At 73.5% G+C, this 18087-nt stretch carries 17 protein-coding genes; 9 read left to right on the top strand and 8 right to left on the bottom strand.

The genetic code is table 11. The annotated features are described in order from the left end of the window. Positions 1-85: 85 nt before the first annotated feature. The 3 genes from trpD to V6U89_RS21670 all read right to left on the bottom strand — a co-directional run bounded on the left by trpD (position 86) and on the right by V6U89_RS21670 (position 2719). Positions 86-1132 carry an anthranilate phosphoribosyltransferase gene (gene trpD / locus V6U89_RS21680; protein WP_334573176.1) on the bottom strand — a complete coding sequence of 349 codons (1047 nt, stop codon included), beginning with the start codon at positions 1130-1132 and terminating at the stop codon, positions 86-88. Positions 1133-1221: 89 nt separating this feature from the next. After that, positions 1222-1617 carry a hypothetical protein gene (locus V6U89_RS21675; protein WP_154943960.1) on the bottom strand — a complete coding sequence of 132 codons (396 nt, stop codon included), beginning with the start codon at positions 1615-1617 and terminating at the stop codon, positions 1222-1224. A 106-nt stretch (positions 1618-1723) separates the two neighbouring features. Further along, complete coding sequence (locus V6U89_RS21670) at positions 1724-2719, bottom strand: cytochrome c oxidase assembly protein (protein WP_442933965.1); 996 nt, start codon at positions 2717-2719, stop codon at positions 1724-1726. Positions 2720-2827: 108 nt separating this feature from the next. Between V6U89_RS21670 and ctaE the strand changes: the two genes are divergently transcribed. The 5 genes from ctaE (at position 2828) to V6U89_RS21645 (ending at position 7963) form a co-directional block, all read left to right on the top strand. Beyond that, complete coding sequence (ctaE, locus tag V6U89_RS21665; protein WP_154943958.1) at positions 2828-3427, top strand: aa3-type cytochrome oxidase subunit III; 600 nt, start codon at positions 2828-2830, stop codon at positions 3425-3427. A gap of 72 nt (positions 3428-3499) precedes the next feature. Further along, complete coding sequence (qcrC, locus tag V6U89_RS21660; RefSeq protein ID WP_334573175.1) at positions 3500-4333, top strand: cytochrome bc1 complex diheme cytochrome c subunit; 834 nt, start codon at positions 3500-3502, stop codon at positions 4331-4333. A gap of 67 nt (positions 4334-4400) precedes the next feature. Next, complete coding sequence (gene qcrA / locus V6U89_RS21655; protein ID WP_334573174.1) at positions 4401-5489, top strand: cytochrome bc1 complex Rieske iron-sulfur subunit; 1089 nt, start codon at positions 4401-4403, stop codon at positions 5487-5489. Continuing rightward, on the top strand, positions 5486-7114 hold the full coding sequence (gene qcrB / locus V6U89_RS21650; RefSeq protein ID WP_334573173.1) for a cytochrome bc1 complex cytochrome b subunit: 1629 nt from the start codon (positions 5486-5488) through the stop codon (positions 7112-7114). Before qcrA ends, qcrB begins: the two co-directional genes overlap by 4 nt. Positions 7115-7291: 177 nt before the next feature. Then, entirely contained in the window at positions 7292-7963 is a 672-nt protein-coding gene (locus V6U89_RS21645) for a DUF4142 domain-containing protein (protein WP_334573172.1), read from the top strand. Between the two features lie 67 nt (positions 7964-8030). Here V6U89_RS21645 and V6U89_RS21640 read toward each other — a convergent pair whose 3' ends face one another. The 5 genes from V6U89_RS21640 to V6U89_RS21620 form a co-directional block, all read right to left on the bottom strand. Continuing rightward, positions 8031-8318, bottom strand: a complete 288-nt coding sequence (locus V6U89_RS21640; RefSeq protein ID WP_334573171.1) for an Lrp/AsnC family transcriptional regulator — start codon at positions 8316-8318, stop codon at positions 8031-8033. 81 nt (positions 8319-8399) lie between these two features. Continuing rightward, complete coding sequence (locus tag V6U89_RS21635; protein ID WP_334573229.1) at positions 8400-9245, bottom strand: sugar phosphate nucleotidyltransferase; 846 nt, start codon at positions 9243-9245, stop codon at positions 8400-8402. 80 nt (positions 9246-9325) lie between these two features. Further along, positions 9326-9862 carry an NUDIX hydrolase gene (locus tag V6U89_RS21630; RefSeq protein WP_334573170.1) on the bottom strand — a complete coding sequence of 179 codons (537 nt, stop codon included), beginning with the start codon at positions 9860-9862 and terminating at the stop codon, positions 9326-9328. Positions 9863-9941: 79 nt separating this feature from the next. Next, on the bottom strand, positions 9942-11729 hold the full coding sequence (locus tag V6U89_RS21625) for a RelA/SpoT family protein (RefSeq protein WP_334573228.1): 1788 nt from the start codon (positions 11727-11729) through the stop codon (positions 9942-9944). Between the two features lie 128 nt (positions 11730-11857). Next, positions 11858-13615, bottom strand: coding sequence for a DEDD exonuclease domain-containing protein (locus tag V6U89_RS21620; RefSeq protein WP_334573169.1), 1758 nt, complete (start codon positions 13613-13615; stop codon positions 11858-11860). Positions 13616-13742: 127 nt separating this feature from the next. Here V6U89_RS21620 and V6U89_RS21615 point away from each other — a divergent pair, with 127 nt between their 5' ends. From V6U89_RS21615 to V6U89_RS21600, 4 genes are all read left to right on the top strand, one after another. Next, a complete protein-coding gene (locus V6U89_RS21615; protein WP_334573168.1) occupies positions 13743-15146 on the top strand; it encodes an NYN domain-containing protein in 1404 nt (467 codons plus the stop codon). Positions 15147-15267: 121 nt separating this feature from the next. Then, positions 15268-15480 (top strand): hypothetical protein, encoded by a 213-nt coding sequence (locus tag V6U89_RS21610; protein WP_088961052.1) that lies wholly within the window; start codon positions 15268-15270, stop codon positions 15478-15480. Between the two features lie 161 nt (positions 15481-15641). Then, entirely contained in the window at positions 15642-16901 is a 1260-nt protein-coding gene (locus tag V6U89_RS21605) for a M48 family metallopeptidase (protein ID WP_334573167.1), read from the top strand. Beyond that, a complete protein-coding gene (locus V6U89_RS21600; RefSeq protein WP_334573166.1) occupies positions 16898-18022 on the top strand; it encodes a glycosyltransferase family 4 protein in 1125 nt (374 codons plus the stop codon). Before V6U89_RS21605 ends, V6U89_RS21600 begins: the two co-directional genes overlap by 4 nt. Positions 18023-18087 lie beyond the last annotated feature (65 nt).

Here is an 18087-nt window from a genome sequence, read left to right as displayed (position 1 = left end):
GCGGAAAACGGAAAATTACTCCCGTGTAGTTTGGCACGCCCCTCCGACAGTTCCGCCGCGCCACCCGCTCAGCGGGTGCGGCCGCTCAGAGGGTGCGGGCCACCTCGACCCAGCGCTCCAGGGCGGCGGCCGCCGCGCCCGAGTCGATCGACTCGGCGGCCCGGTCCAGCCCGGCCCGCAGCGCCTCGGTCAGGTCGCCGTCCAGCGGCCCCTGGGTGGCCAGCGCGGCGGCGGAGTTGACCAGCACGGCGTCCCGCACCGGGCCGGTCTGCCCGGCCAGCAGCCGGCGGGCCACCCCGGCGTTGTACGCCGCGTCCCCGCCCCGCAGGTCGGCCAGGGTGGACCGGGGTACCCCGAGGTCCGTCGCGTCCAGCACGGCCTCTCTCACGGTGCCCTGCTGGGCCACCCAGACCCGGGTGGGGGCGGCGGTGGTGAACTCGTCCAGGCCGTCCTCGCCGCGCATCACGATCGCCGAGTCGCCCCGCCCGGCGAAGACGGCGGCCATCACCGGCGCCATCCGCGCGTCGAAGCAGCCCACCGCCCCGGCCCGGGGACGGGCCGGGTTGGTCAGCGGGCCGAGGAAGTTGAAGAAGGTGGGTACGCCGATCTCGCGGCGGACCGGGCCGGCGTGCCGCATCCCGGGGTGGAACCGGCCGGCGAAGCAGAACCCGATCCCGGCCTCCTCGACGCAGCGGGCGACCTGCTCGGGCGCCAGGTCCAGCGGCACGCCGAGATACTCCAGCAGGTCGGCGGTGCCGCAGAGCGAGGAGGCGGCACGGTTGCCGTGCTTGACCACCCGGACGCCGGCGCCGGCCACCACCAGCGCGGTCATCGTGGAGATGTTCACCGTGTGGGCGAGGTCACCGCCGGTGCCGACCACGTCCAGCGCGGTGCGCCGCAGCTCCTCGGGCAGCTCGACCGGCACCGCCCGGCCGAGCATCGCCTGCACCAGGCCGGCCAGCTCGGCGGGGGTCTCGCCCTTGGCCCGCAACGCCACCGCGAAGCCGGCGACCTGGGACGGGGCGGCGGCGCCGGTCATGATCTCGTCCATCGCCCACGCGGTGTCCGCGGTGGAGAGCTCGTCGCCGCGCAGCAGCGCGTTGAGCAGGTGCGGCCAGGTCCGTTCGCCCATGGTGGGCCTCCCGAGCGGGCGTGGGTGCGGGTGGGACGGGGTCGGCGCCCGTCAGCCCGGGCGCCGGAGGCGCCGCCGAGCGCGCGGACTCAGGCGGCGGCGTGCGTACGCAGCAGTTCGGCGACCGTGGTGCCGGTGGTCACCGGGTCGAGCGGGTGCACCAGCGTGGCGTCGACCTGCGCGTACGCGGCGAGCCATCGGTCGGCGGAGCGGGCGATGACCACGCAGGTGGGCGGGGCGTCGTCCCGGTCGTCCTTGATCTGGCGGGCGATGCCGATGCCGCCGCCCGGGCTGGCCTCGCCGTCGAGCAGCATGAGGTCGATCTCGTAGTCGTCGACCAGTCGGATGCACTCGGCGTACGTGGCGGCCTCGACGAACTCGATCTCGAGGCCGGGCGCCGGGCGGGTGCCGACGGCCAGCCGCATCCGGTCACGGACCTGCGGGTCGTCGCTGTAGAGCAGGACGGTGCACTGACGATCGCTCATCGCTGGACTGGCTCCCACCTCGTAGCTGCCCGCTGATGGTACCCGCCGGTGTGGCGTACCCGACATCCCGCCCGGCCGGCCCGCGTGGACACCGCGTCGGCGCAGCTCAGGCCGGGGTGCCCGGGGCGGGGGTCGCGGCCGCGGCGGTCGCGGCGGCGTCGGCGGCGCGGTCGCGGGCCTCCTGGCGGTCCAGCTCGCGGTCGAGCCGGCGGGCCTCCCGCTCGGACTGCCGGATCCACTGCACGACCAGCACCGCGAGCATCGTCACACTGACGAACTCGCCGCCGGCCCAGAGGATGCCGCCGGCGACCACCTGGTCGTTCCAGGGGTCCGACCAGGACAGGTTGAGCGACGGGTACCAGTCCCCGCCGAGCAGCGTGGTGCTCTGCATGATGGTGAGGCCGAGCACCGTGTGGAACGGCACGGAGAGCAGCATCAGCAGCGCCCGCGCCGGGTACGGCCACCGCCCGGGCAACGGGTCGAGGCCGAGCAGCGGCCAGAAGAACACGCAGCCGGTGGCGATGAAGTGCGCGTGCACCAGTTCGTGCGCCCAGGCGTGCTCCAGCGTGTAGTGGTAGAGACCACTGAAGTAGAGCGCGAACGGGTTCACCACGAAGATGCTGAACGCCACCAGCGGGAAGCTGTAGACCTTCGCGAACCGGCTGTGCACGACCGCCAGCAGCCGCTTGCGGGGGCGTACCGGCAGCGTGCGCAGCGCGAGGGTGACCGGAGCGCCCAGGGCGAGGAAGATCGGCGCGATCATCGACAGCACCATGTGCTGCACCATGTGCACCGACAGCAGCGCCGTGTCGTACGCGTGCAGGCCACTGACCGTGACCGCGGCGATGCCGCCCAGGCCCGGGCCGAGGAAGAAGATCGTCCGAAGGACCGGCCAGGCGTCCCCGCGCAGCCGCAGCCGGTAGACCCCGTAGAGGTAGAGTCCGGCGGCCAGCACCAGCCCGAGGGCGAGCCAGCTGTCCAGCCGGGTCTCGGTGAAGACCCGGGCGATGGTGAACGGCGGCGGGACGGCCTCGCCCCCGGCGGCGAGGACGGCCGACGGGCCCGCCGAGGTCGCGGCGAAGATCGAATCGACGTGCAGCACGCTTTTCAGGCTAGGCCAGGCGAACCGGACCACCACGATCGGGCCATCCCCCGCCCGGGTTTGGCCCCCCGCTGATCGCCCGCCCCGGTCAAGGGCAATAATGACCGCGTGACTGCGGCCCCAGCCATTGACAAGAGCCGGATCCACTCCCTGACCCGACCCAACATGGTCAGCGTCGGGACGATCGTGTGGCTCTCCAGCGAACTCATGTTCTTCGCGGCGCTGTTCGCGATGTACTTCTCCATCCGCGCGGCAGCGCCGGAGCAGTGGGAGAAGCACACCGAGCACCTCAACATCCCGTACGCGACCACCTTCACGGTGATCCTGGTGTTGTCCTCGGTGACCTGCCAGCTCGGTGTCTTCGCGGCGGAGAAGGGCGACGTCCACGCCCTGCGGCGTTGGTTCACGATCACCTTCGTGATGGGCCTGATCTTCGTGCTCGGCCAGGTGAACGAGTACCGCACCCTGGTGCACGAGGGCGTGAAGATCAACGAAGACGGTTACGGGTCGATGTTCTACCTCACCACCGGCTTCCACGGCCTGCACGTGACCGGCGGCCTGATCGCCTTCATCATCTTCATGATCCGCACCACCATGGGCCGGTTCACCCCGGCGCAGGCCACCTCGGCGATCGTCGTGTCGTACTACTGGCACTTCGTCGACGTGGTGTGGATCGGGCTCTACGCCATGATCTACTGGCTCCAGTGATCTTGGCGCGTCACGAACCGCGCCGCTGCTCCGTCCCCTGAGACAAGGTCCAACCGGTTAAGGACACAGGTCATGACTTCTGACAACGACCGCCGACGCGGTCTGCTCGCGCGCCTGCGCGGGCGGCCCGTAGCGCGCAGCAGGGGCCGCCGCCGGCTGGGCGCCGCGGTCCGGCTGATCGCCGCGCTGACGCTGGCCGGCGGCGCCTACACCGTCTTCGCCCCGGGCGTGCAGGCGCAGGAAAACCCGCCGCTGACCGGCGCCGCCGCCGAGGGCAAGGCGCTGTTCGACGTGAGCTGCGTGACCTGCCACGGTCGCAACGCGCAGGGTGTCGAGGGTCGTGGCCCGAGCCTGGTCGGCGTGGGCGCCGCCTCGGTCGAGTTCCAGGTGGGCACCGGCCGCATGCCGATGGCCCGACAGGAGGCCCAGGCCCAGCGCAAGCCCCCGGTCTTCACCGACGAGCAGGTGCGCCAGCTCGCCCAGTACGTCCAGGAGCTCGGTGGCGGCCCGCAGGTCCCCGAGGGGCACCTGCGTGAGGGCGCCGACCTGGCGACCGGCGGCGAGCTGTTCCGGATCAACTGCTCGCAGTGCCACGCCTTCGGTGGTGGCGGCGGCGCGCTCTCCTCGGGCAAGTTCGCCCCGAGCCTGCGCCCGGCCAGCGACCGGCAGATCTACGCCGCCATGCTGAGCGGCCCGCAGAACATGCCGGTGTTCGGCGACAACCAGATCACCCCGGAGCAGAAGGCGGACATCATCGCCTACATCCAGGAGACGCTGAAGCACGACCAGGACCAGGGTGGCTTCAACCTCGGCCGGTACGGCCCCTCCACCGAGGGCCTGGCGGCCTTCCTGTTCGGCATCGTCGCGCTGGTCTTCGCCAGCCTGTGGATTGCGGGCAAGTCGTGACCCGGTCGAACGTCAGTACCATTGCCGTGGTGCCGTGCGTCGGCACCGCCCGTAGCGAGGTGACGGCATGAGCACCCACACCGAGCACCAGGCCCCGCAGGGTCCGGAGCCGCTCGACGTCATGGACCCCCGGCTGTCCCGGTTCGACATCGTCCTGGAGGGCGCGCGTCGGGACGACATCGAGATCGTCCACTACGAGGAGCAGGTCGCGCCGGGCAGCAAGGCCGAGCGCCGGCTGACCCGTACGGTCGCCCTGTTCTTCCTCCTCACCGGCCTCGCGGCCACCGCCTTCCTGGTCATCTACATCTGGTGGCCGTGGAAGTGGGAGGCCGGCCGCGGCGGTGACAAGTGGTACACCCCGCTGCTCGGCGTCACCCTGGGCGTCGCGCTCCTGGCCGTCGGCTTCGGCATCCTCACCTGGGGCAAGAAGCTGCTGCCCAAGGAGGTCTCGATCCAGGACCGGCACGACCAGCCGGGGGCGCCGGAGGATCGCAAGATCACCGGGGAGACCATGCTCTACCTGGCCGACGAGATGGGCGTGCGGCGTCGTCCGCTGCTCGGCGTCTCGCTGGCGGCGGGCCTGCTGCCGGTCGGCGCGGTCGTCGCGGCCCCGCTGATCGGTGGCCTGATCTCGCACCCGCACAAGAACAACCAGATGTTCACCACCGGCTTCGCGCCGGCCGAGGGCGGCCGCAAGGTCCGGCTGGTCCGTGAGGACGGCCGGCCGATCCGCCCGGCCGACATCAGCGCCGGTGGCCAGCTGACCGTCTTCCCGGGCATCGAGCACGGCGTGAGCAACAAGCACGCCGACTCGCCGACCCTGCTGATCCACCTGCGCGAGACGGACGCCCAGGAGTCCCGCGAGGCCAACGCGCGGTTGGGCCGCCAGGACTTCATGTGGGGCAACTACGCGGCGTACTCCAAGATCTGCACGCACGCCGGCTGCCCGGCGAGCCTGTACGAGCAGCAGACCAACCGGCTGCTCTGCCCGTGCCACCAGTCGCAGTTCCTGATCACCGACAACGCCCGGCCCATCTTCGGTCCGGCCAGCCGTCGGCTGCCGCAGCTGCCGATCGAGGTGGACGAGGAGGGCTTCTTCGTGGCGAAGTCCGACTACACCGAAACCATCGGCCCCGACTTCTGGGAGCGGCCATGAAGCGCCGAAAGTTCGACGTAGCAGCGGTGCCGGCCAAGACGGCCGGGGCGGTGGACGACCGGTTCCAGGTGGCCACCCCGCTGCGCAAGCTGCTCAACAAGGTCTTCCCGGACCACTGGTCCTTCCTGCTCGGCGAGATCGCCCTCTTCTCGTTCGTCGTGCTGCTGCTGACCGGTGTCTTCCTGACCTTCTTCTTCGAGCCGGCGATGACCGAGGTGGTCTACGACGGCAGCTACGCCCCGCTGCGGGGCACGCCGATGTCGGCCGCGTACGCCTCCAGCCTGGACCTGTCGTTCGACGTCCGGGGCGGTCTGATCATGCGGCAGATGCACCACTGGGCGGCGCTGCTGTTCATGGCCTCGATCGTCGTGCACATGCTGCGGGTCTTCTTCACCGGCGCGTTCCGCAAGCCGCGTGAGACGAACTGGATCATCGGCTCGCTGCTGTTCTGGGTCGGCTTCCTGGCCGGCTTCACCGGCTACTCGCTGCCGGACGACGGCCTGTCCGGCACCGGCCTGCGGATCGCCTCGGCCATCATGCTGTCGATCCCGGTGATCGGCTCCTGGGTCACCTCGTCGATCTTCGGCGGGGAGTTCCCGGGCGAGATCATCATCAGCCGCTTCTTCATCGCCCACGTGCTGCTGATCCCGGGTCTGCTGGTGGCGCTGATCACCGTCCACCTGGGCCTGGTGTTCAAGCAGAAGCACACCCAGTGGCCCGGCCCCGGCCGGACCAACGAGAACGTGGTCGGCGAGCGGATGTTCCCGCGCTACGCGCTCAAGCAGGGCGGCTTCTTCATGGTCGTCTTCGGCGTGATCGCGCTGATGGGTGGCCTCTTCCAGATCAACCCGATCTGGTACTTCGGTCCGTACGAGGCGTGGGTGGTCTCGGCCGCCAGCCAGCCCGACTGGTACGTCATGTTCCTCGACGGCTCGACCCGACTCATGCCGGCCTGGGAGATCACCATCCCGATCGGCGACGGGTACGTCATCCCGCCGCTGTTCTGGCCGACGGTCGTGCTGCCGGGCATCCTGGTCGCGATCTCCCTGTTCTACCCGTTCATGGAGGCGCGGCACCTCAAGGACCGCAAGCACCACAACCTGCTCCAGCGGCCCCGGGACGTACCGGCCCGGACCGCGGCGGGCGCCATGGCGGTGTCGTTCTTCGTGGTGCTGACCCTCTCCGGCGGCAACGACGTGATCGCGGACAAGTTCCAGATCAGCCTGAACGCGATGACCTGGGCGGGCCGGATCGGCCTGCTCGTGGTCCCGCCGCTGGCGTACTACGTGGCGTACCGGCTCTGCCTCGGTCTCCAGCAGCACGACCGGGAGGTGCTGGCCCACGGTGTGGAGACCGGCATCATCCGGCGCCTGCCGGACGGCCGGTTCGTCGAGGTCCACCAGCCGCTCACCGCGGTGGACGGCCACGACGGGCACGGCGAGCTGGACTACGTCGGCTGGGTGGTGCCGAAGAAGATGAACCGGCTCGGGGCTCTCGGCCCGGCCATCCGGGGCTTCTTCTACCCGATCGAGAAGCCGGCCGAGGCGCCGGTCTCGCCGGGGCACCCGCCGGTCGAGCCCCGCCGCGAGCGCGAGGAGATCGGCAGCGGCGAAAGCCGTCGCTGACGACGTACCCGACCGTGGCGCCCGCCGGAGTTCTCCGGTGGGCGCCACGTCCATTTCCGCGACGTTCGTCCGGGTCCGCCCTGCCCACCCCGCAACCCGCCCACCGACGGGTGGAAACGCAGGAATAACCCCCGCCAGCCGGGTATCCGTGCGGTCCAACGTCAACGGGGAGGGAACATGTTGGGAATCAAACGCCTCGGCCTGCTGGCCGCACTGGTGCTGGTCGGTCTGGCGCCTGCCGCGGCCGTGCAGGCCGCGGCACAGCCGTCGACGCAGGACAGCCAGTACCTGCAGGCGGTGCACCAGTCCAACCTGTTCGAGATCAGAGCTGGTGAGCTGGCCCGGGAGAAGGGCCAGAACCAGGAGGTCAAGCGGCTCGGCGAGATGTTCAGGACCGACCACACCCAGCTGGACCAGTCGGTCCAGCAGACCGCCTCCCAGTTGGGTGTGCAACTGCCGAACGACCCGACCGCCGACCAGCGGCAGATCCTCGACCGGCTGAACAACGCCAGGGGCGAGGAGTTCGACCGCCAGTGGGTGACCGCGCAGCTCGCCGCGCACATCCAGGCGATCCAGGCCACCCAGACCGAGATCTCGCAGGGTCAGGAGCAGTCGGTGATCCAGCTGGCGCAGACCGCGCTGCCGGTGCTCCAGGCGCACTACGACGAGCTGGTGAACCTCGCGCGGCAGCTCGGCATCCCGGTGCCGGAGGCCAGCGCCACCGGCACGCCCAGCCCGAGCGGCACCACCACGCCGGCGCCGGGCGGCACCACCGAGTCCCCGGCCCCGGGCGGCACGCCCGAGTCGCCGGGTGGCACCACCGAGACGCCGGCTCCGGGTACCAGCTGACGTCACCGCACGGCCGACGGTGGCCGGTCCGCCCTCCGGGGTGGGCCGGCCACCGTGCGTTCACCGGTCAGTCGGCGCCGGCCAGCCCGATCGCGAACGTCTCCTCCAGGTCGTGCTGGGAGTACGCCCGGAACGCGATGTGCGACTCGGTGTTGAGCACGCCGGGCACCTTGGAGATGCTGCCGGCGATGACCTGGGCGATCTGCTCGAACTCGCGGACCCGGACCATGGCGATCAGGTCGACGTGCCCGGCCACCGAGTAGACCTCGCTGACGCCGGGCAGGTTGGCCAGGGCCTCGGCCACCTCGGGAATCGAGTCGGTGGCGCAGTCGATCAGGACGATCGCGGTGATCACTGGACGCTTCTCCGTTCGTCGACGTCGTGGCTCATGCTAGATGCTGACCGGTCGGCGCAGGACCGGACCGGCGCGGGCCGCTCAGCCCGCCGGCACGGTCAGCGCCCCGCCGGCCCGGATCACGTCGCACAGCCGTTCGCCCTCGTCGACGGTGGCGCCGGGCCAGACGACCACCCGCTCCACGTCGCCGCGGACCACCGCGCCCGCCCCGACCACCGCGCGGCGCACCCGGCCGGTCACGATGGCGCCGGGATCGAGCAGTTCGCCGTCGCCGGCGGCGTGCAGGTTGGCCGCCAGGTAGTCGGCCGGGGTGCCGGTGTCGTAGAACGTGCCGGGGTACGCCACCACCTCCAGCGCCCCGGCCGCCTCCGCCGGCCGCCACACCGCCCGGACCAGGTCGCCGAAGGTCGCCGGCAGCGCCCGGACCAGCCGCCAGGGCAGCAGGGAGAAGCCGGTGAACTCGTGTCCGTCGAACGTGCCGGGGGCCGCCGGGTCCGCGGCGGGCTGGCCGAGCAGGCGTACGCTCCGCCCGTCCCAGCCGTCGAGCAGCGCGGCGACGTCCGGCCCGGGGGCGGCCGCCGGGTCGGCGAGGTACGCGTCGGCGTTGCCGACCAGCACGCCGCGCCCGGCGATCCAGTCCCGCAGCCTGCCCACGCCCCCGGCGGTGCCCAGCGGGCCGTCCGGCTCGACGGAGAGGTGGGCCCGCGCACCGACGTGGGCGACCACCTGGTCGGCGAGGTAGCTGGCGTTGACCGCCACCGTCCCGGGACCGGTCAGGCCCAGCCCGGCGAGTCGGGCCAGCGCGCGGTCCAGCAGCGGCACGTTGCCGACCGGGCAGAGCGCCTTGGGCACCCGCTCGGTGAGCGGCCGCAGGCGGGTCCCCTCGCCGGCGGCGAGCACCACCGCGCAGATCCCCGCCGGCGGCACCGGCGCCGGGTCGCCGGCCGGCCGGGGCGACGGCCGGTCGGGGGTCGCGGTGACGCGGCGTGGCCGGTCGGGGATCGCGGTCACGCCGCGCGGCCGGTGGGCGGGATCTGCCCGGCCAGCGGCCCGATCCCGTAGTGGCCGAGCAGGAAGGCGGTGGCCCGGCTGAGCCGGGGCAGGTCGTCCATCGGGTGCCAGGCGGCCTCGTAGACCTCCGCGCCGTCCACCGTCAGCTCGGTGGTCGAGGCCGGCACCTCCACCTCGAAGACCATGTCGACCCAGCCCTTGGCGTGTACCAGGGCGTTCGGGACAGCCGGGCGGAGCCGGTCGGGGGAGAGCCGGATGCCCGACTCCTCGTACAGCTCGCGGGCCGCGCCGACGACCGGGGCCTCGGCGCGCTGGAGCAGGCCGGCCGGGAGGGTCCAGCTGTACCCGGGCGGTTGGCGCAGCAGCAGGAGCCGGCCGCTCCCCTCGGCCTCGCTGTCCCGGACCAGGGTGACCGCGCCGACGACGTACTTCGGCACGGCGAGCCGGACCAGGCGGCGGCGCATCCCCACCGGAAGGCGGTAGAAGACCTTGTAGGCGACGGCCCGGCCGGTGGCGCGCGAGCGGGGGATCATGACTCCAGGCTAGGCCCTCCGGCCCCCACCCGCCCCCCGGCCCCACCACCCGCGTCAGGACGGCCGGACCGGGCGGGAATCACTGGCGGTGGTCGACCAGATCGATGAGCTGCCGAACGACGGCGTCGGGCTCGACCGCCCGGTCGAAGACCGCCACCAGCAGGGTCTCCAGGTCGGGGTAGCCGAGCTCCTCGGAGAGCCGCAGCAGCGGCAGGTCACTGGCCAGCCCCCGGTCGTGCTTGCGCAGCGCCAGCCCGATCGTCGCCCGGCCGAGTCGTACCTTGTCGGCGATCGAGATGCCCGGCTCGGTGTGCTCGGCGAACCAGCGGCTGATCTGCATCTGCGCGTGCGGCGACTTGACGAAGCCCAGCCACTCGCGCCGCGGCCCGCGCGGCGCCGAGTCGGCCTCGAAGCCGCTCTCCGCGTCGTTCTCGGTGAAGATCTCCACCACGTCGCCCTCGTCCAGTTCGGACGAGAGCGGCGCCAGCCGGCCGTTGATCCGGGCGGCCAGGCAGTGGTCGCCCCACTCGGTGCCCAGCTCGTACGCCAGGTCGACCGGGGTGGCCCCGGCCGGGAGCACGACCTGCCGGCCGTCGGCGACCACCTGGATCTGGGTCTCGGCCAGGTCGCAGCGCAGCGACTGGAGGAACTGGGCCGGGTCGGGCGCCTCCTGCTCCCAGTCGAGTACCCGGCGCAGCCAGGCCAGCTGCTCGGCCTGGGCCGCCTCGCCGGAGGAGCGGGGGAAGCGGAAGTCGGCGGCGACGCCGTACTCGGCGGAGCGGTGCATCTCGCGGGTGCGGATCAGCACCTCGACGGTGCGGTCCTGCGGGCCGCAGACGCTGGTGTGCAGCGACCGGTAGAGGTTGTTCTTCGGGGAGGCGATGAAGTCCTTGAAACGGCCGGGGACGGGCCGCCAGCGCCCGTGCACCGCGCCGAGCGCGGCGTAGCAGTCGGTGGCCGGGCCGTCCACCACGATCACGATCCGGGGCAGGTCGAACGGGGCGGTGTGGCCACCGGCGACGGTGTCCTTCCAGATCGAGTAGAGGTGCCGGGGTCGGGGGCTCACCTCGGCGTCGACCCGGCTGCGGCGCAGCGCCGTCCTGGTCTGGGCGACCACATCGTCCAGGTAGGCGTCCCACCCGGGCCGGTCGTGCACGTGCCGGGCGATCCGGGCGTGCTCCTCGGGATGCAGGTGCAGTAGCACCACGTCGTCCAGCTCGCGTTTGAGGGTCTGGATGCCCAGCCGGTCGCAGAGCGGAACGAGCACCTCCTGGGTCTTGCGGGCGATCCGCTCGCGGGACGCCGCCGAGCGCACGCCGAGAGTACGCATGTTGTGCAGCCGGTCGGCCAGCTTGATGATCAGCACCCGGACGTCCTTGCCCGCCGCGATGATCATTTTGCGGATCGTCTCCGCCTCGGCGGCCTTGCCGTAGAACTCCTTGTCGAACTTGGTCACCCCGTCGACCAGGTGGGCCACCGCGCGGCCGAAGTCCTCGCAGAGCGCCTGCAGCGTGTAGCGGGTGTCCTCCACCGTGTCGTGCAGCAGCGCCGCCACCAGGGTGGTGGTGTCCATGCCGAGGTCGGCGCAGATCTGGGCGACCGCCAGCGGGTGGGTGATGTACGGCTCGCCGCTCTTGCGGAACTGGCCGCGGTGCATGTTCTCCGCGATCGTGTACGCCCGGCGCAGCACCGACGTCTCGGCACTGGCGTGGATGCCCCGGTGGGTGCGGACCAGATGGTTGACCGGGTCGGTGTCGTTGGTCGGCCAGGTGAGCAGGGACCGCAGCCGGCGGGCCAGCGGCAGCTCCCCGGGCTGGGTCGGGAGCGCGCCCCCCAGGGCGGCGCCGTGTCCGGCGTCGACGTCCACGAGGGACACCTCCTCACCCCGGCTCCGCGATCACCATCTCTGGTAACCGGAAGCAGGCCCACGAAACGGGCAGGACTGCACTCCCTTAACAGCCTAAGTCAGTCACCGTCGTCCGATCGGTCACTTGCTCATGAGCGTTCGGTCGAGAGTTGGTGGGATCCGCCGTTCTCGGCCTTGGCCAGCAGGTCGCGGAAGCGGCCCGCACCGGACACCGGCGAGGACCACTCGGAGGACATCTCCACCAGCCGGGTCTCCGGCCGCTCCAACCAGGACAGGATGCGTTCGGTCTCCTCGGCGGAGGCGCGCGGCACCGGCCCGTGACCGGGCTCCACCGTCTCGGCGGTGGCCCGGATCGCGGTGATGGTCGGTCGAGGATGGACCCCGGACGGGGAGACCCCCGCCCCGGCGAGCCGGCCGTGCCGGACCAGCGCCAGCTCCCAGCCCCCGCCGGGAGCACGCCGGGCCGCGGTCAGCTCGGCGATCCGGGTCAGCCCGGCCAGCCGCTGCATGCGTACGCTCGCCCGCAGCACCGCCGCCAGCCGGGAGCGCACCACCGCCGCCTCCTCGTAGCGCTGGCCCGCCGACAGCGTCTCGATCCGGGCGAGCAGGGCGTCGACCACCACCTGCGGGTCGCTGGCCGTCGCCGTGCGAAACGGTGCGGCGGCGCGGTGGTCGTACTCCTCGGGGGTGATCCGGTGCTCGCAGGGCGCCGGGCAGCGACCCAGCTCGGCCAGCGCGCAGGCCGGCGTGACCGTGCGCAGCGAGAGCCGGTGGGTGCACTGGCGCAGCGGGACGGCGTCGTGGAAACCGGCGGCGGCCAGCTCGGCGGCCTGCTTGGAGCGGAACGGCCCCAGGTAGGCGGTGTCGCCGGGGGCGAGGCTGCGCACCACCGACAGCCGCGGATAGGGACCGTCGGTCAGCTTGAGCCAGACCATCCGCTCCGGGAACTTGGAGCGCCGGTTGTACGGCGGGGCGTGCGCCGCGATCAGCCGCAGCTCGCGGACCTCGGCCTCCAGCGGGTGGGCGCACTCGACCGCCTCCACCCGCTCGGCGGCGGCCAGCATCTCCGAGATCCGGGCCCGCTTCTCCGCCGCGGTGAAGTAGCTGCGCACCCGGGTGGCGATGTCGCCGGAGGTGCCGACGTAGAGCGGCCGGTCGTCGGCGGCCCGGAAGATGTAGACCCCGGGCACCTTGGGCAGGCCCTCGGCGAGGTGCCGCTTGCGGCGCTGGGTGGGGGTGACCGCGCGGGCGAACTCGATGGCCTCGCCGACCGTGTCCACCCGGTGCCCGCCCAGCCGCCCGATCAGCCCGTGCAGCACGTCGACGGTGGCCTTGGCGTCGTCCAGCGCCCGGTGGGTGGGCTGGGTGGCGGTGCGGAAGTAGGCGGCGAGGGTGCCGAGCTTGCGGTTGGGCACCTCGTCGCGGGTGAGCACCCGGCGGGCCAGGGCGGCGGTGTCGAGCACCCGCGGGTTGGGCCAGCGGTAGCCGTGCTTCGCGCAGGCCGCCTTGAGGAAGCCCACGTCGTAGGGGGCGTTGTGGGCGACCAGCACGGCGTCGGCGATGAACTCCAGGAAGCTCGGCAGCACCTGCTCGATCGGCGGGGCCGGGATCAGCATGGCCTGGGTGATGCCGGTCAGCACGGTGATGAACGGCGGGATCGGCACCCCGGGGTTGACCAGGGTGGCCAGCACCCCCAGCTCCTCGCCGCCGCGCACCTTGACCGCGCCGATCTCGGTGATGCCGCCGCCGTCCGGGGCGCCGCCCGTCGTCTCCAGGTCGACGACCACGAAGGTCGTCGCGTAGAGCGGCAGCGCCGGGTCCACCCCGCCGCCCGCTGTCGGATCCAGACCGGCCAGCGTCTGCTGGACGTACTCGCCAGGTGCCACGCGCGGCAGGCTAGCGGCCCGGTCCGACACTCCCGTCGCAGCGGTCCCAGCCGTCACCGTCGGTCTAGGATGAGAGATCGGCTCACTCACCCGGCGGTGGGCCCGGTCGCGGTGGGAGACTTGCCCCATGCCCCTCACCGAGCCGTACGACGACCACCTCCCGGAGGAGGGGTCGTCCACCGCCGCGCCCGACGGCGGAGCGGAACCGGGTGCGGGGGCGCCCGAGCCGGAGCCCACCCTCCCCGAGCCGGTCCGCCAGCGCATCGTCACGCTCACCGCCGCGGTGCTGCCCGGGCTGCCCGCCGACGAGTTGCCGGTGCCGCTGCGCCGGGTGGCGAAGTTCGCCCCGAACCGCCGCGCCCGGCTGGGCGCGCCGGTGATCGCCGCCCAACTCACCGCCGACCCGCTGTTCCGCCAGCGGGTCACCGCGCGGGTGCTCGCCGACGCCGGCGACCTGGGCGCCGCCGTGGTCGAGGGCACCGCGCCGGCCGCCGCCGACCCGGTCGAGGTGGCCGCGCTGGCGTACCTGGCCCGGCCCCGCGGCTGGCGGGAGCTGATCGAGGCCAGCGGCGCCGCCGTGCGGGCCGAGGCGGACAGCGCCGTCATCGCCGAGCTGGTCCGGGAGGCCGAGCAGCGGGCCACCCGCGCCGAGCACGACCGGGCGGTGGCCCGGGTCGAGGCGGAGAAGCTCCGCGACGAGCTGGCCCGGGTCCGCGAGGAGCTGGGGCAGTTGCGGGAGGAGAACCGTCAGGTCCAGCGGACGCTGCGGGAGACGCAGGCGCGCGAACGCCGGGCCAACGAGCTGCTCGCCACCGAGCGGGGCCGGGCGGCCCGGGCGGCCGCCGACAGCGACGCCGAGCTGCGCCGGGCGCGGGCCCGGCTGGCCGAGGCCGAGGCGGCGGCCGGGGTGGCCCGGGCCAGCGCCAAGGAGTCCCGCTCGGTCGACGACGCCCGGCTCTGGCTGCTGCTGGAGACCATCGGCCAGGCCGCCGTCGGGCTGCGCCGGGAACTGGCGCTGGACCCGGTGGAGAAGCTGCCGGCCGACTTCGTGGCCGACGCGTTCGCCGACTCGTCGGCGGTCACGCCCGCCGGCACCGCCGCCCGCGCCCGGGACACCGACGACCCGGCCCGGCTGGACCAGCTGCTCGCCCTGCCCCGGGCGCACCTGGTGGTCGACGGCTACAACGTCACCAAGCGCGGCTTCGGCGAGATGTCCCTCGAACAGCAGCGCAAACGGCTGATCACCGGGCTGGGCGGGATCGCCGCGCAGACCGGCGACGAGGTCACCGTGGTCTTCGACGGGGCGGAGCGGATGCACGGGCTGCCGCCCACCCCGCGCGGCGTGCGGGTGCTCTTCTCCCGCAAGGGGGAGACCGCCGACGAGCTGATCCGCCGCCTGGTCCGGGCCGAGCCGGCCGGCCGGCCGGTGGTGGTGGTCTCGTCGGACCGCGAGGTCGCCGACGGCGTGCGCCGGCACGGCGCGTACCCGCTCGGCGCGGACTCGCTGCTGCGCCGACTGGCCCGTTCCTAACTCTTGATCACTGTTGTCCGGTTCTGTCGTACCCGGTGACTAGTGTCCGACCTGACCGACGGTGCGCGGGTGGTGACCAGGCTGTCGCACCCGCCGCGCCGCACTCCGTCAGGGAGGCACGATGCTCATCGACTGCGACAGGTGCGGGATCCGCGGCGCCGGCTGTAACGGCTGCCTGGTGACGGCTCTGCTCGACGCCGACTCGCCGGCTGCCGACCTCGGGCCGGCCGAGCTCCGGGCGGTCGAGGTGTTCGCCCGGGCCGGCTTCGACGTGGAGGTGCTGGCCCACGAGGCCGCGCCGACCCGTGCCGCCCGCCGGCGCCGGGTGGCCTGACCGGCACGCCGTTCCCGCAGGGGCGTCCGCCCCGTGGACCGCGCGGGCACCGCGCCGGGCCCGGTGGCGGCGGGCAATAGGATGGGCGCTCACGGCGGGAGGAGCGGCGGCATGACGCGGTTACGGCGTGGTGGCGGCGGGCCGGCGGACGAGGTGCCGGCGTGACCCCCCGCGGGTGGGCGGTGCTGACCCTCGGCGGGCTGGTGCTGGCGCTGCTGGTCGCCAGCATCGTGCTGGTGCCGTGGAGCCGGCCGCCGGCACCCCGGGCCGACCAGGTCGCCGCGCTGGGCGAACTTCCCGCCGACCGGGTGGCCCACGCGCGGGAGTTCCGCTCCGCGCTGCGCCCTGGCGCGTACGGCGCGCTGGTGGTCGGGTTGCTGGTGGCGCTGCTGCTCGGGCTCACCCCGCTCGGCGCCCGCCTGGTCGAACTGGCGGGGCGCCCCTTCGGCGGCCACTGGACCGCCCGCGCGGTGCTCGGCGGGCTCGCCGTGGTGCTCCTCGCCGACCTGCTCACCCTGCCCTTCGCCGCCTGGCGGCAGTCCGTGCTCACCCGGTACGGGCTGAGCACCCACGGCTGGAGCGGCTGGGCTGTCGACCTGCTCAAGTCGTACGCGGTCAGCGCGGTCATCGGCGCGATCGCGCTGCTCGGCTTCTACACCGTGACCCGGCTCGCCCCCCGCTGGTGGTGGGCGTTCGGCGCCGCCGGGGCGGCCGGCCTGGTCGTGCTGCTGTCGTTCGTGCTGCCGGTGCTGGTGGAGCCGGTGTTCAACCGGTTCACCCCGATGGAGCAGGGTCCGCTGCGCACCGAGCTGATGGCGATGGCGGCTCGCGACGGGGTGCCGGTGCGCGACGTGCTGGTCGCCGACGCCTCCCGACGGACGAAGGCGGTCAACGCGTACGTCTCCGGGCTGGGGCCGACCCGGCGGGTGGTGGTCTACGACACCCTGCTGCGCGAGGCCACCCCGGCCGAGGTGACCAGCGTGGTCGCGCACGAGCTGGGGCACGCGAAGGACCGGGACGTCTGGACCGGCACCCTCACCGGCGCGCTCGGCGCCGCCCTCGCGGTCGTCGCGCTCTACCTGCTGGGCTCCTGGGGGCCGCTGTTGCGGCTGGCCGGCGTCGACTCGGTCGCCGAGCCGCGCGCGTTCCCGCTGCTGATCGCCCTGGTGACGGTGGCCGGGCTGGTCGCCGCACCGGCGCAGGCGCTGGTCTCGCGCCGGGTCGAGGCGCGCGCCGACGCGCACGCGCTCGCGCTGACCGGCGACCCGGCCACCTTCGAGGCGATGCAACGCCGGCTGGCCGGGGTCAACCTGGCCGATCCCGACCCGCCGCGCTGGGAGTACCTCTGGTCGGCGTCGCACCCGTCCACCGTGGAGCGGATGGCCGCCGCCCGCGCCTACGCCAGGGAGGCCGGTAGATGAGCCGGACGCTGCTGATCACCAACGACTTCCCACCCCGCCCCGGCGGCATCCAGTCCTTCGTGCACAACCTCGCCGTCCGCCAGCCCTCCGGCTCCGTGGTGGTCTACGCCTCCAGCTGGCGGGGGGCGGCGAAGTTCGACGCCGACCAGCCCTTCGAGGTGGTCCGGGAGCGGACCCGGGTGCTGCTGCCCACCCCGCTGGTGGCCCGCCGGGCCGCCCGGCTGGCCCGCGAGCACGGCTGCGACACCGTCTGGTTCGGCGCCGCCGCCCCGCTGGGCCTGCTGGCGGCCGGGCTGCGCCGCCGGTCGGGGATCCGCCGGGTGGTCGCGCAGACCCACGGCCACGAGGTCGGCTGGGCCGCGCTGCCCGCCGCCCGGGCCGCGCTGCGCCGGATCGGCCGCGGCACCGACGTGGTCACCTATCTCGGCGACTACACCCGGGTACGGCTCGAACGGGCGCTGCACGGGGTGACGGATCTGCACCGGCTGGCTCCCGGCGTCGACGTGGACACCTACCACCCGTCCGTCGACGGCGAGCCGGTCCGCGTCCGGCTGGGCCTGGCCGACCGGCCGGTGGTGGTGTGCGTGTCCCGGCTGGTGCCCCGCAAGGGGCAGGACATGCTGATCCGGGCCATGCCGGAGATCCGCCGCCGGGTCCCGGACGCGGCGCTGCTGGTGGTCGGGGGCGGGCCGTACCGGGCGGCGCTGGAGAAGCTGGCCCGGCAGACCGGCGTGGAGCGCGACGTCGTCTTCACCGGCTCGGTGCCCGCCGCCGAGCTGCCCGCGCACTACGCCGCCGGTGACGTCTACGCGATGCCCTGTCGCACCCGCAACCGTGGCCTGGACGTCGAAGGGCTCGGCATCGTCTACCTGGAGGCCTCCGCGACCGGCCTGCCGGTGGTCGCCGGCGACTCCGGCGGCGCGCCGGACGCGGTCCGCGAGGGGGAGACCGGGTACGTGGTGCGTGGCCGGGACGTCGCCCAGCTCGCCGACCGGGTGGCCACCCTGCTCGCCGACCGGGACCTGGCCCGGCAGCTCGGGGCGGCCGGCCGGGCCTGGGTGGAGCGGGAGTGGCGCTGGGAGACCCAGGCGCAGCGGATGGCCGCCCTGCTCGCCGGCTGACGACCGGCACGCTCGGCGGGCGCGGGCACGCTCGGCGGGTGTGGGCGAGGGCGACGCGGCCAGGC

The sequence above is a fragment of the Micromonospora sp. CPCC 206171 genome (assembly GCF_036906755.1).
GTDB classification, from domain to species: domain Bacteria; phylum Actinomycetota; class Actinomycetes; order Mycobacteriales; family Micromonosporaceae; genus Micromonospora; species Micromonospora purpureochromogenes.
This window is presented reverse-complemented; position numbering and strand designations above follow the sequence as displayed.

Bases quoted from the DNA above. Each gene is read 5' to 3' on its own strand.
- V6U89_RS21600 (WP_334573166.1), top strand. From the start codon at position 16,898: ATGAGCCGGACGCTGCTGATCACCAACGACTTCCCACCCCGCCCCGGC.
- trpD (WP_334573176.1), bottom strand. From the start codon at position 1,132: ATGGGCGAACGGACCTGGCCGCACCTGCTCAACGCGCTGCTGCGCGGC.
- V6U89_RS21615 (WP_334573168.1), top strand. From the start codon at position 13,743: ATGCCCCTCACCGAGCCGTACGACGACCACCTCCCGGAGGAGGGGTCG.
- qcrB (WP_334573173.1), top strand. From the start codon at position 5,486: ATGAAGCGCCGAAAGTTCGACGTAGCAGCGGTGCCGGCCAAGACGGCC.
- V6U89_RS21630 (WP_334573170.1), bottom strand. From the start codon at position 9,862: ATGATCCCCCGCTCGCGCGCCACCGGCCGGGCCGTCGCCTACAAGGTC.
- qcrA (WP_334573174.1), top strand. From the start codon at position 4,401: ATGAGCACCCACACCGAGCACCAGGCCCCGCAGGGTCCGGAGCCGCTC.
- V6U89_RS21610 (WP_088961052.1), top strand. From the start codon at position 15,268: ATGCTCATCGACTGCGACAGGTGCGGGATCCGCGGCGCCGGCTGTAAC.
- qcrC (WP_334573175.1), top strand. From the start codon at position 3,500: ATGACTTCTGACAACGACCGCCGACGCGGTCTGCTCGCGCGCCTGCGC.
- V6U89_RS21675 (WP_154943960.1), bottom strand. From the start codon at position 1,617: ATGAGCGATCGTCAGTGCACCGTCCTGCTCTACAGCGACGACCCGCAG.
- V6U89_RS21645 (WP_334573172.1), top strand. From the start codon at position 7,292: ATGTTGGGAATCAAACGCCTCGGCCTGCTGGCCGCACTGGTGCTGGTC.